Annotated in this window: 10 protein-coding genes; 6 read left to right on the top strand and 4 right to left on the bottom strand. The window is 43.0% G+C overall.

The features are described from left to right. Positions 1 to 81 precede the first annotated feature (81 nt). Positions 82 to 2,685 carry a bifunctional acetaldehyde-CoA/alcohol dehydrogenase gene (adhE, locus tag TY49_RS12555; protein WP_041966254.1) on the top strand — a complete coding sequence of 868 codons (2,604 nt, stop codon included), beginning with the start codon at positions 82 to 84 and terminating at the stop codon, positions 2,683 to 2,685. Between the two features lie 504 nt (positions 2,686 to 3,189). Then, positions 3,190 to 4,593: a M20/M25/M40 family metallo-hydrolase gene (locus TY49_RS12550; RefSeq protein WP_041966253.1), complete on the top strand. Its 1,404-nt coding sequence runs from the start codon at positions 3,190 to 3,192 to the stop codon at positions 4,591 to 4,593. A gap of 170 nt (positions 4,594 to 4,763) precedes the next feature. On the opposite strand, the gene TY49_RS12545 is transcribed toward TY49_RS12550, so the two are convergent. Together TY49_RS12545 and TY49_RS12540 are read right to left on the bottom strand one after the other, a co-directional pair. Beyond that, positions 4,764 to 5,462, bottom strand: a complete 699-nt coding sequence (locus TY49_RS12545) for a DUF421 domain-containing protein (protein WP_041966252.1) — start codon at positions 5,460 to 5,462, stop codon at positions 4,764 to 4,766. Between the two features lie 488 nt (positions 5,463 to 5,950). Then, on the bottom strand, positions 5,951 to 6,151 hold the full coding sequence (locus TY49_RS12540) for a cold-shock protein (RefSeq protein ID WP_023614374.1): 201 nt from the start codon (positions 6,149 to 6,151) through the stop codon (positions 5,951 to 5,953). Positions 6,152 to 6,722: 571 nt separating this feature from the next. Here TY49_RS12540 and TY49_RS12535 point away from each other — a divergent pair. From TY49_RS12535 to TY49_RS25420, 3 genes are all read left to right on the top strand, one after another. Then, positions 6,723 to 10,997: a S8 family peptidase gene (locus TY49_RS12535; protein ID WP_041966251.1), complete on the top strand. Its 4,275-nt coding sequence runs from the start codon at positions 6,723 to 6,725 to the stop codon at positions 10,995 to 10,997. Between the two features lie 218 nt (positions 10,998 to 11,215). Next, positions 11,216 to 11,404, top strand: coding sequence for a hypothetical protein (locus tag TY49_RS12530; protein ID WP_041966250.1), 189 nt, complete (start codon positions 11,216 to 11,218; stop codon positions 11,402 to 11,404). Between the two features lie 19 nt (positions 11,405 to 11,423). Then, entirely contained in the window at positions 11,424 to 11,546 is a 123-nt protein-coding gene (locus TY49_RS25420; RefSeq protein WP_269745741.1) for a hypothetical protein, read from the top strand. A gap of 137 nt (positions 11,547 to 11,683) precedes the next feature. On the opposite strand, the gene TY49_RS12525 is transcribed toward TY49_RS25420, so the two are convergent. Further along, positions 11,684 to 12,274: a biotin transporter BioY gene (locus tag TY49_RS12525; protein WP_041966249.1), complete on the bottom strand. Its 591-nt coding sequence runs from the start codon at positions 12,272 to 12,274 to the stop codon at positions 11,684 to 11,686. 122 nt (positions 12,275 to 12,396) lie between these two features. Between TY49_RS12525 and TY49_RS12520 the strand changes: the two genes are divergently transcribed. Continuing rightward, the gene (locus TY49_RS12520; protein ID WP_041966248.1) at positions 12,397 to 13,149 is read left to right on the top strand and encodes an NAD-dependent protein deacylase; all 753 of its coding nucleotides are present in this window, start codon (positions 12,397 to 12,399) and stop codon (positions 13,147 to 13,149) included. 32 nt (positions 13,150 to 13,181) lie between these two features. On the opposite strand, the gene TY49_RS12515 is transcribed toward TY49_RS12520, so the two are convergent. After that, positions 13,182 to 13,490 carry a hypothetical protein gene (locus TY49_RS12515; protein ID WP_041966247.1) on the bottom strand — a complete coding sequence of 103 codons (309 nt, stop codon included), beginning with the start codon at positions 13,488 to 13,490 and terminating at the stop codon, positions 13,182 to 13,184. Positions 13,491 to 13,549: the final 59 nt, after the last annotated feature.

Below are 13,549 nucleotides of genomic sequence, written 5' to 3'. Positions count from 1 at the left end.
ATTCACAAACAAAACTTAGCAACATATGAGCTACATAAATGCAGCAGTAAATGACTCTAGATCAATAAGGAGGTCCTAAAAATGGGGACAGTTGAAAAAGTGGTAAAAGAGCAAACATCCGTAACGAAAATGGTTGATAGTTTATTAAATAAAGGTTTAAAGGCCTTAGCAAAAATGAGGGAGCTTGATCAGGAAGCGGTAAATAAAATCGTAAAGGAAATGGCGCTGGCAGGTCTTGATCAGCATATGCCTCTCGCAAAGATGGCAGTTGAAGAAACAAAACGTGGTGTTTATGAGGATAAAATCATCAAGAACATGTTTGCCACTGAGTATGTATACCACAATATCAAATATGATAAAACGGCAGGCATCATTGACGAAAATGAATACGAAGGAATGATCACAATTGCTGAGCCAGTTGGTGTCATTGCCGGCGTTACACCGGTAACGAATCCAACCTCAACAACCATGTTCAAAGCGTTGATTTCAATCAAGACAAGAAATCCAATCATATTCGCTTTTCATCCATCTGCGCAAAAATGCAGCAGTGAGGCGGCGAGAATTCTCCGCGATGCAGCAGTAAAAGCAGGGGCACCAGAAGATTGTATCCAGTGGATTGAAAAACCATCTCTTGAAGCAACACAAACTTTGATGAACCATTCGAAAATTTCATTGATATTAGCTACTGGCGGTGCCGGTATGGTGAAATCTGCTTACAGTTCAGGAAAGCCGGCATTAGGTGTTGGACCTGGTAATGTCCCTTGCTATATTGAACGCACAGCAATTGTAAAACGGGCAGTCAATGACCTGATTTTATCAAAAACCTTCGATAATGGTATGATTTGCGCATCTGAACAGGCAGTCATCATTGATAAAGAAATCTATCATGATGTAAAAGCAGAAATGATTGCCAATAGCTGCTACTTCTTAAATGAAGAAGAAAGGTCTAAGGTCGAGAAGCTTGTTATCAATGAACAATCATGCGCAGTTAATGCAGATATAGTAGGGATGCCAGCTCATAAGATTGCTGAAATGGCAGGTGTGACAGTGCCAGAAGAAACTAAAATCCTTGTCGCAGAATTGAAAGGCGTGGGTGCACAATATCCGCTATCCCGTGAAAAGCTGAGCCCTGTGCTAGCATGCTATAAAGTGAATGGAACTGAAGAAGGTCTTAAGCGGGCTGAAGAAATGCTTGAATTTGGAGGACTTGGCCACTCTGCTGTCATCCATTCAACAAGTGATGAAGTGATTAAAGCATACGGCTTAAGAATGAAGGCAGGACGCATCATCGTTAACGCTCCATCTTCTCAGGGTGCAATTGGTGATATCTATAATGCCTACCTGCCATCTTTGACGCTTGGCTGCGGAACTTACGGCGGGAACTCCGTATCTACCAACGTAGGAGCGATCAACTTGATCAATGTCAAAAAAGTTGCGAGAAGGAACGTGAATATGCAGTGGTTTAAAGTGCCTTCAAAAATTTATTTTGAAAAGAACTCAACTCAATATCTTGCGAAAATGCCAAAAATCTCAAAGGCATTTATCGTTACTGACCCTGGTATGGTGAAGCTTGGATACGTTGACAAAGTTCTTTATCATTTAAGGAAGCGTCCAGACTATGTTCACTGTGAAATTTTTTCTGAAGTAGAACCAGATCCATCAATTGAAACGGTGATGAAGGGCGCGGAAATGATGGCGAGCTTCCAGCCGGATGTCATCATTGCACTCGGCGGCGGCTCTGCGATGGATGCAGCGAAAGGCATGTGGCTGTTCTACGAATACCCTGACACTGACTTCCATGGCTTGAAGCAGAAATTCCTTGATATTCGCAAGCGGATTGTCAAATATCCGCAGCTAGGCCGCAAAGCTCAATTTGTAGCGATTCCGACAACATCAGGTACAGGTTCAGAAGTGACATCCTTCTCGGTCATTACTGATAAAAAAGCGAACATCAAATATCCGCTCGCAGACTATGAGTTGACTCCAGACGTGGCTATTGTTGATCCGCAGTTTGTCATGACGGTGCCAAAACATATTACTGCTGATACTGGAATGGACGTATTGACACATGCGATTGAAGCGTATGTCAGCTGTATGGCAAATGACTATACAGATGGTCTTGCCATCAAAGCGGTCCAGCTTGTGTTTGAATATCTGCCAAGAGCGTATCGAAATGGCCAGGATGAAGTGGCTCGTGAGAAGGTGCATAATGCGTCCACGATTGCAGGTATGGCGTTCGCCAATGCTTTCCTTGGAATCAACCATAGTCTTGCGCATAAGCTCGGTGCGGAATTTCATATCGCCCACGGCCGCTCGAATACCATCTTGATGCCGCATGTCATCCGTTATAACGCAACAAAACCTAAGAAATTCACGGCATTCCCTAAGTATGAAAGTTTCGTCGCCGACCAGCGCTATGCAGAAATCGCACGCATACTCGGACTGCCGTGCCGTACCACCGAAGAGGGTGTTGAAAGCCTGGTCCAGGCGATCATTAAATTAGCGAGGGAAATGGATATTCCAATGAGCATCGAAGCTAACGGTGTTGATAAAGCCGAATTCGAAGCAAAGGTCGACCAGCTTGCAGACCGGGCTTTCGAAGACCAGTGCACAACAGCCAATCCTAAGCTACCATTAGTATCAGAACTGGCCGAAATCTATCGATTGGCGTTTAAGGGAGTTTAATAGACAAAAGGGATGGAACCTTTAGGTTCCATCCCTTTTTATTCCCTAGGCTCTGAAAGTCGGCTGTTGATTTTCGTTCCAGGCGCTTCGCTTTCCGCGGGGAAGAATTATGAAAAAGCTCAACTTCCAGCTTTTTCAAACTTCAAATTCTTCCTTGCAGTCGGGGAGCCTCCTCAGCGCTTTATGCGCCTGCGGGGTCTCCCCATGACTTGCTCATCCCGCAGGACATTGATTGGCTTCTCGAATCAGCCCACGCACGAAGGAAATGCGTTAGCATTTTCGAGGAGTCTACGCGCCTTCCACTACAATCAACAGGATTTTATAACAATATTGGGATTAACAGAGCCTGTCCCTTTAATAAGCAACTTGACCTATTTTAGTCGCAACTGGGTTTAAAACTGTCCTATTGACCTAGTGAAAATGGTAATAAACTAACTAGTAAGAATTTTTAGGATATTATATTATTTATCCCGGATAACTATTTTACTAATCCGGGAGGTAATTATGAAGAAGAAGCCTTATCTATCAATCGCATTAGCAGCAGGTCTAGCAGTAAGCAGCTTTGGAGCACCGGCCATTTACGCGAAGCCGGCAGAAACTCCGAAACAGGTTCAGCCATTCAATGTTTTTGACAACAAGATCCTAAACAAGATCAATGTTGAAAATATCTACAACAACATTGAATACCTTTCAAGAACACCTCGTGTTGCCGGGACAGAAGCCGAGCACAATGCGATCCAGTATGTCAAACAGCAATTTGAGTCATACGGTTATGAAACAGAGCTTCAGGAATTTACTTTCTACGGTTACACAGCACCTCACACGGTCGAGCTAACAGTGGATGGTTATTCAGGGGAAATCAAGCCAAAATCCTTTACTTATGGGATGGATGGAACAGTTTCAGGTGAATTGGTCTATGCTGGATTAGGACAAGCAGGCGATTTTGAAGGCATAGATGTGACAGGAAAAATCGCTTTGATTCAGCGTGGAGCGATTTCATTTGCTGATAAAGTCCTGAATGCAGCAGCAAACGGTGCAGCAGGAGTCATTATTTTTAACAATGCACCAGGAGACCTGAACGGAACATTCGGTTCGCCTAATGATGCGTATGTACCGGCTGTGGCTATTTCCCAGGAAGTTGGACAAGCTTTAGTGGACCAGTTAAACAATGGTGAAACTCTGACAGGATCGATTAACATTGAGGGTGCAGATGCCGGAATGAGGACTTCATACAATGTCATCGCCACGAAAGCACCTACGAATAAAAATAAAGCAAAAGACGGAATCGTTGCTTTGGGTGCCCATCATGATTCAGTTCCGGGAGCCCCAGGTGCAAACGACGATGCATCAGGTACCGCCATGACCCTGGAACTTGCCCGTGTCATGAAAGATTTGCCGACGAATATGGAAATGCGCTTTATTACTTTTGGCGCCGAGGAACTTGGATTGATTGGTTCACGTTATTATGTCAGCCAGCTTTCCGAGGAGGAAAAGGACAGTTTCGTCGGATACTTTAATATGGATATGGTAGGCAGCCGGGATGCAGGTGATTTGGTCATCAATACGCCAGACGGAAACGAAAACATTGTTTCCCAAACTGCTCAGGCTTCCAGCGCCCGCTTAAATGGAGAATCAACTCCGATCCAGCCAGGCGGCAGCAGTGACCACGTATCGTTCTTTGAAGGCGGAATTGCATCAGGTTCCTTCATCCATAGACCGTTAGAGCCATGGTACCATACGCCAGAAGACACGATTGACAAAATTAGCAAAGAAAAACTGCAGGATGTGGCGGAAATTGTTGGTACGGCTGTCTATGATATCGTCCGTCCAGAGAATCAGGGGCCAAAGGTAAACAGAGGAAAAGAACAAAAAGTACCACACCTATATTACGAGGAAGAAATTAAATAACATGTTTAATCGCCAGGTCTACCAATAGGATGGACCTGGTTCTTGTTTGCCTAATAATCACGATTCCTTCTTAATGAGGATTAAGTAGAAGGAGGGGAGTTCCCCCCCCAAGCAGGTCCAGCTGGAACATGATTAAGGAGGTCCTTCACAAATGAAAGCGGGACTACTTTTTAGTGCAACACGTCATCTCTTTTATCAATGTATAATTTTCCATCAGTCTGAACTTCTGCGTAGAAAACATCATCAACTGATTGAACTCCAGCTTGTTGTAGCTGTTCATTCAGCCAGTTATGATCCTTATTCATCTTGTTAAGGTTTTGAACATTTGCTACTCCGTCAGATACCAGTTCGGTAGAGAGCGGTACAAAGTTACCTGAGGACATAGCGATATTCATGTCACTCTTCGTAACCGTTTGCTTGCTTTCCTTTTTCATAACAGAAAGTTTTCCATCTGTTTCAAAGATGGCATAATCAACATCGCTCATTGAAAAAATGCTCTTTTCCCTGAGCATTGCTTGTAGGGAATCTGTATCAAGCCGAGTCTGTCTTAGAGCATTTTCCATGATTTTGCCTTTCTTTATCACGATGACAGGGTCTCCCATTAACAGCTTCCTGGCATTTTTTGATTTTATGTGAATTTGGTCAGTTAACACCGTAAAAGCGGCCCAACCAAGTAATGCGATAATTCCATTTAAAATACTCACACTAGGATTGACCACAAGTGCTGCGGCAATGGAACCAAAAGCGATAGCAGAGACTAGGTTAAAGAACGTCATTTGGCTGATTTCTTTTCTGCCAGACCATCTTGCCATTGAGAATAATACGATGAAACCTATTGCAATTCTAAGTATTAATTCAAGGAGATCCAAAATTATCCCGCCTTATCGTTAGTACTAAAGTATTTACAAATAGGCAGGCTATTATTCTAAGTAGAGGACTTTACGACATCTATTTCATTTTCATCCTTAACAATACTTTTATGGAATAGTTCATTGTCATCGCCCGTTACAGCAAACCCATTGTTTGATTTTATCATTGACATAAACGCTGTTTGCCATGTATTATCCCTCCGCGGGAAAGCTACCCTTTAATACAGATGTTCGGTAAGAGGGGGATATGTAAATAGAGCTAGATTAGAAGTAAGGTATTTAGATGGGGGGTCCGGAAAACAAAAAGTTGGAGGGAAGGCTTTATGAGGCAGGACAAAAAGCTAAAGTGCTTCGTTCAGCCCCGACAAGTGCTGGAGCTGGATTAAGATAACCCATATAGTTATCCACAACGAAATTATTTTAAGATTTCCTATACAAAAATAAAAAGAAGGTCCCATAGGAACCTTCTTCTTTAAACAAAACTAATATTATAGTTTTGATACGTTAGCAGCTTGTGGTCCGCGAGCGCCTTGCTCAACGTCGAAAGATACTTTTTGACCTTCGTCTAATGATTTGAAACCTTCAGATTGGATAGCAGAGAAGTGTACGAATACGTCGTCTCCACCTTCGCGCTCGATGAATCCAAAACCTTTTTCTGCGTTAAACCATTTTACTGTACCTTGTTCCATTACTTGTTACCTCCCAGTGCGTTAGCACATTTTGTTACTATCCTTGCCCAAAGTGATCATTAAGACGAAATAATTTCTATCCTTTACACCGAACAAAAATAATTCTCCTTAAGAATAACAGGATGTGGAAGAAAAATCAACTTAAATCTAGTTTTCCATTTATAATCCTCCATTAGCCCCGCTTTAACTATTAGATAAAATCCCCGTTTACTAAGAAAGAGATTGGGAGTAGGATTCTAGTACCAAAAATCGGTGTGCAGATTTATAAAAGCAGGAGTATTTACCCTTTTTTTCTTTCGCCCCAGAAAGACATTTGTATTTTTCCTAGTAAATCGGGAATTTAGTGTGCGAATATGCTGTTCATTACTGGAAGATACACCTCTTTGGATTTATTTACCTATTTTCCCAACAACTACTTATTAATCATTTACTTAATATTCAGATTTAAACCCTATTTTTCGACACAAAACCAAGCTTTAGAGGTCTATTTTTAAATTAGCACCTATTTTTACATAGAAAATGCGACGGGGGGAGGATAGCTATTTCCAAAAAATACTTAGGAGGTAAGTGGATGAAACGAAAGAAAAACAGATTATTATCCGTTCTTCTCACAACCGCACTAGTATTGCCAATGCTTTTACAAACTCAAATGAATACTGCAGCGGCAAACAAAGGAGTAAGTGTTTCTGCAAAAGAAGCGATCCAGACTTCAAGACAAAAGGTAAATAAGAAGTTATATGATCAATTCGGTGAGCAGGAAAAGGTCACCTTCCTTGTTAAAATGAAGGAGCAGGTGGACACGAATGCTGTTGCCAAGGAGGCTGATAAAAAGGCCAGCTTAAAAAAGGCGACGCCAGCTAAAGCTAAATCAATGAAACGCTCCACGGTCGTTTCCGAGCTGAAGGCAAAAGCTCAGCAGACTCAATTTGATGTCCTTGAATACCTAAGAAAGCAAGAGAAAAAAGGAATCGCTAAAGATGTTCACTCTTATTATGTAGTTAATGGCATCGCCGTTACTGCCACTAGAGAAGTAATGGAAAAAGTAGCGGGCTTCCAGGAAGTTGATAAAATCCTTCCTAATGAAACAAGACAGCTATTTGTTCCGGAAAAGTCGGCGGTTGCTGTACAAGATCCTGCAGCCAAGACAAATTCGATCGAATGGAATATTGACCGGGTTGGGGCACCGGCTGTATGGGATATGGGGATAGACGGGAGCGGCATCACAGTTGCCTCCATCGACACAGGTGTACAGTGGAACCACCCAGCATTACGGGATCAATACCGAGGTTATGACGCAGTAACTGGTGAAGCGTCGCATGCAGATCACTGGTTTGATGCAGTAGCTGGGCAATCTGCACCATATGATGACCATGGTCATGGAACACATGTAACTGGTACGATGGTCGGAGCAGAGCGAGATGGTGCCAATGCGATCGGAGTCGCACCGGGAGCAAAATGGATAGCTGTTAAAGCTTTTACAGCTGCGGGCGGCACTGATGTTGACCTGTTGGAAGCAGGCGAGTGGATTCTTGCTCCAAATGGAAACCCTGATTTAGCCCCTGATGTTGTCAACAATTCATGGGGTGGCGGAGCAGGAATGGATGAATGGTATCGTCCAATGGTTCAAGCCTGGAGAGCGGCAGAGATCTTCCCGGAATTCTCAGCGGGAAATACTACGTTCAGTAATCCTGGAGGACCAGGATCAGTAGCTAATCCTGCTAACTATCCTGAATCAGTGGCTACAGGAGCGACTGATATCAACAATAACCTAGGAAGCTTTTCATTGCTTGGCCCATCTCCTTATGGAGAAATCAAGCCTGAGCTTTCAGCACCGGGAGTCAATATTCGTTCATCTGTACCAGGAGGCGGATATGAAGGTGGATGGAATGGCACTTCGATGGCCGGGCCGCATGTATCAGCGGCAGTAGCATTATTGCTGCAGGCAAATTCAAATCTGAGGGTTGATGAATTAGAAGAAATTCTGATGACTACCGCACTGCCATTAACAGACAATGCATACCCAGAATCTCCAAATAACGGCTATGGAGCTGGATTATTGAATGTTTTCGATGCTGTTTCATCTGTTGTATCCGGCCTAGGAAAATTAAAAGGTCAGGTAACAAAAGATGGAGACGACAGTGAAGCGCCGGAATTAGAGCATTCCCAACCTGCCACGGTTTTCGCAGGAATGCCGCTGACTTTAGAGGCTTCAGCTGTCGACAACATCAGTGTAACAAATGTAGAACTTGAATATCAATTGGAGGACGGAACTTGGTCATCTGTTGCCGCAGTTCGCACTAATGGTGACTATAACAATGGAACATATCGCGCAGACGTGCCAGGGGAAGCCATCGCTGGCAGTCAGTTCAACTACAAATGGAAAGCATTCGATTTCGGAGGCAATGAAACAGTAAGTGAGCACAGTGTAAATGTCTTGCCGGGAATAACAGTAGGATACCAACAAGACTTTGAAAATGATACTGCTGGATGGACCACATATGGAGATGCAAACAGCTGGGAATGGGGAACTCCGACATCAGGTCCTGGATCCGCTTTATCAGGTGAAAAAGTTTATGGAACGACGCTTGCAGGAACATACCAGAACCGGGCGAATATGTCATTGCAAATGCCGCCGATGGATTTGCCGGAGGGCAGCAGCTACCTTCAGTTCAAGCAGTGGTATAACCTTGAGCGAAATTATGATTACGGCCATGTTTTTGTATCGACAGATGCGGTGAATTGGGTTCAAAAACTTCGTGTGAACAATTTATCAAATGGCTGGATTGATGGTGAAGTTGATTTAAGTGAATATGCAGGACAGAGAATCTATATTGCCTTCAATGTAACAACGGATGGCAGCGTAGTCAGGGATGGCTGGTACTTGGATGACGTCCGCTTGGCGGATACTCCTCTCCCTGAACAAGCAACTGCCAATCTTGGCGTTGAAAAAGATGATTCAAAAGCAAGCTTGAAAGAGCCAGTGGATGCAAATAAGATCACCATCGCACTTCCTAAGGCTAAGAAGGCTGAAAACACATCTTCACCCATGGCTTTGCCTATGCAGGCACAAGTCTCAGTGGTGGAATCAGGACGTTCTGTAAAAACAAACCCTGCAAACGGCAGTTATGAATTAACTCATGCTGCAGGTACTTTTACAGTTATTGCAGAAGCTTATGGTTTCCGTCCGCAAACACAAACGGTTGACATTGAACAGGATGGAGAGGCAATCGCCAACTTTAACCTTGAGGAATTACCTAAGGGTACGGTAACTGGTTCCATTACAAACAAAGCAACAGGTGAGCCTGTTGCGGGGGCAACTGTTTACGTCGTAGAGGATGCGAACATCGCACCTGTATCGACTGATGACAGTGGTCAATACTCACTGACAGCATATGAAGGCGAGTACACATTAAAGGTAATTGCGCCTCATTACTACAGTCAGGAAGCTTCAATTAATATCGAAGGGAACATCCAGCAAGATTTCGAAATCAAACCATTCATCGGGTATCCTGGTGAAATTGGCTACGACGATGGCACTGCTGAAAATGCAAGAGCCTTCTATGATGCAGGCAATGGCTGGGCAGTGAAAATGTCATTGGAAAAGGGCAATGATAAAGCATTGGTTACTGGCGGCTTGTTCCGTTTCTGGGATACAGAGTGGCCGGTTCCAGGCGGCACAGACTTCAAGGTAGAAGTTTATGATGCTACTGGCACTGATGGAGCACCCGGAAAGAAACTCGCAGGTCCGATCGATGCAACGGCATTAAGGAATGGCGAGTGGACACATGTTGATTTGAGCAGCCATGGAATCGTGGTAGAAGGCGATTTCTACCTAGTCTATATCCAGGCTGGCATCAATACAGCTTCGCCAGGACTTGCAACAGATGAAGATGGTGAAAATGCCTTAAGGAGCTGGCAGCTGGTCGGCGGTGGCTGGTCACCTTCACCAGAAGATGAAGGAAACTATATGATTCGCGCAGTTGTAGATTATGAAGTGACAGCACCAACCATTTCATCTCCAGTTGATGGGTCTTTCACAAACGATGGAACTGTAACAGTTAAAGGTGAAGCAGCCCCTACAACGACTGTCCATATTTACAATGATGGAGAAGAGGTTGCTACGGTTGCCGCCAATGATGATCGTTCTTACGAAGTTGAGGTCGAACTCCAGGAAGGCGAAAACACTTTAACAGCTAAAGCTTCGACAGAGCAAGGTGTTACAGACCCATCTGAAGCAGTTACGGTCACTTATGATCCACATGCACCAGAGTTGACGATTACTTCACCAGCAGACAGCAGCAAGATTAATAAAGAAACAGTGACAGTAACGGGAACAATTGCTGACGATCATTTGGACACAGTAACAGTCAATGGAACTGCTGCCAAGGTAGAGGATGGAAAGTATTCAGCAAGAGTCATGCTGGATGAGGGTGTTAATGAAATCAAGGTCGTTGCCAATGATAAAGCGGGCAACACTTCAGAAGAAATTGTGACTGTCGATGTAAAATTCACGGCTCCTGTCATCTCAGAATTGAAACCGGCAGAGGATGTTACACTCAAGAAAGGTGAAAGTGTAAAAATCGAGTTCACGAGTGAAGAGGACCTGGATGCGACATTTGTCCTTCACATGCCTTTAACAAACAACGCGCAAACTACCAATGCGACTGAACTTCCGATGCGTGAGTTGTCCCCAGGTTATTATGTGGGATACTACACAGCTACGAAAGATTTCGTAGCAGATGGAGCAGTTATTGAAGTTAAAGCAGTTGATTCCTACGGCAATGAAACAAGAAAGACCGCTGATGGCAAGTTGTTCATCAACGTAAAGAAAAAAGGGAAGAAGTAGTAAAATTCAAAGTGGAGCCCTCCGCCGATGGTGAAGGGCTCCATTTTTCAGTTAGGCTGAATGTTCTTAATGAAGAATCCACTTTCAGGAAGGGTTGGCATCCTGAAAAGCACGCTTTATAGAGCCAAGATGCTTGCTGAGTCAAGAACATTTACAAAAACCACCGATGAATGCGAAATAAGCCAAAAACAAATAGTAAGGAAAAGGAGGTTAGGTTAATGGGAAAATGGAATGAAGAAGGTGCTCCGAATAACAACCTTTCTGCCGAAACAATTGCGAGCTCAAAGCTTGTGAGAAAGCCAGGACTTCAAGTTCAGGAACATGAGTTTTCAGAAGAACTTGCAGATGGAGGAGAGAGGGATAAGGCGATCGAGAAACAATTGAAGGAACATCAACCAGGTATGTAATTGAAAAGGAGAAGATTTAATGAAAAATAAAAACAATTACCTCGACCAAAGAGGAGATTTCACTGCGCCGCCTGAAGGTGCTGCTGATTATCCGAAAAAACCTGAACACAAGAAAATTGAAAAGCGGAATACAAGGAAATGATCTGGGAGTTGTCTGGTGTGAGGAGCCAGAGACTTCTCACATCGTTCTAGTGAACATAGGACTTGCCGGGCACAAAGAAGGACAGCTGTAATAGCTGTCCTTCTTTGTGCAATTTTTTAAAACAACAGCCTATCTTATTAAGCTGTTTTGCGTAAATGGCTGAAGCTTGGTCTCGAAAGCACAGATCTTTCAAGTCTTGCTGCCATCAGGCCCGCAAAAACAGCAAGGATGATATCTTTTGGCAGCGGAACGACCATCCAAAGCCAAGCCATTTCATACGAAAAGCCTTTTGGAGCTGCTGCCCAGAATTTATAGGCAAAATACATCCAGTTTGTTCCGATGATATAATTAATGGCAAGTCCAATTAGTGATGCAATGATGAATGTCGCAACACTACGTTTCTTCTCAACAATTTTACCAACAGCGTAAGCAGTAAAAATAAATGAAAGAATAAATCCGAAAGTCGGGCTGATCAATGTTCCAAAACCTGCACTGAATTGAGCGAAAACCGGGACACCTACTAGTCCTACTAATGCGTAAACGACCATTGAAATAGCGCCTAACCTGCTGCCTAGAACGGCTCCAGCAAGAATGGCGAAGAAGGTTTGCAATGTGATCGGCACGCCGCCGACAACCATGAATGGTACAATAGATGTGATGTTCGAGCCAAAAGCCATCAGGGCAACAAACATCGCTGCCAATGTTAAATCAAGAGTTCTAAATTTCATTACTAAATCCCCTTTATGTATTTTATGTGCAATAATAGATTAAACTTTTTGAATATTATATGTCAACACAAAAATAATTTGGTTAACATAAATAAATTAACTTAATTAAGGAGCTGATATTCATGGACTTAAATCTTGAGTTAAGTACGAAAATCATACAAAATGCCAACAAAATTGTTGTGCTTTCTGGGGCAGGAATCAGCACTGAATCCGGAATCAGGGATTTTCGTTCTAGCACAGGGCTTTATGCCATGGCTCCAGAATACATCCTGTCTTTAGAGTATTTTTACAAGAATCCAAAAGATTTTTACGAATTCGCAATCGAAAATCTATACCATCCAAATGCTGTTCCGAATAAAGGACACGATATTCTTGCTAAATGGGAGAAAGAGGGAAAAGTTCATCATATCATTACGCAAAATATAGATGGCCTCCATCAAAAAGCAGGAAATAAAAGTGTCATTGAATTCCATGGAACTATGAAAACGTCTTCCTGTCTAAATTGTGGCGTGAAATATAGTTTGGAAGAAATGATAAACAGAATGAAAGAGACAAATCATTATTATGTTTGCGATCGCTGCAATTCAGGAAGCTACATAAAACCAGATGTCGTTTTATTCGGGGATGCGGGGGAATGGTTCACAGCTGAAGGGTTTGAACAGATTCTAGGATTTATAGCTGACGCGGACTGTTTGCTAGTGTTGGGTTCGAGTTTGAAAGTTACACCATTTTCAGCCTTTCCTCAATATAAAAATGACGGAATTCCTATGATTATCATCAACAAGGGTGAGACTCCATATGACTATGCACCTGATACATATGTGATCCAGGACTCCATAGGCAAAACATTAACCAGTATAGATCGAAGTCTATAGTAAAGGTGCACGGAAAATCCGTGCACCTGGTCTTATCTGATGCGATTATTCATTGCTCGTTCAGGCAACGGCCTGTCGATATCCTTGTTTTTATTCGTTTCTACCCCGGGGTTTTCTGTAGGGTCATCCTCGTAATCTTTAAATGCAGGTTCTCCCATATCAAGCTCGCCTGGGCTGAAGGCGTTGGTAGGATATTCTTTAGTCGATTTCTTTTCGACATTATAGCCTGAAATGGAACTGTTGACAGGATTATCTTTTTCATCCTTTATCTTTTCAATTGAATCAATAGCTTTTTGTTCGTTTTTATATGATTTAAGGATATGTTTTTTCTCAATTCCCATTTCAATCAGCCTCCTATCGGTTTTACTTATATATACCCATGAAACCTGCAAATCTAACT

This window comes from Mesobacillus selenatarsenatis SF-1, from assembly GCF_000813125.1.
In the GTDB taxonomy this organism is placed as follows: domain Bacteria; phylum Bacillota; class Bacilli; order Bacillales; family Cytobacillaceae; genus Mesobacillus; species Mesobacillus selenatarsenatis.
Note: the sequence above shows the minus strand (reverse complement) of the source record. Positions and strands in the feature narration are given on the sequence as shown.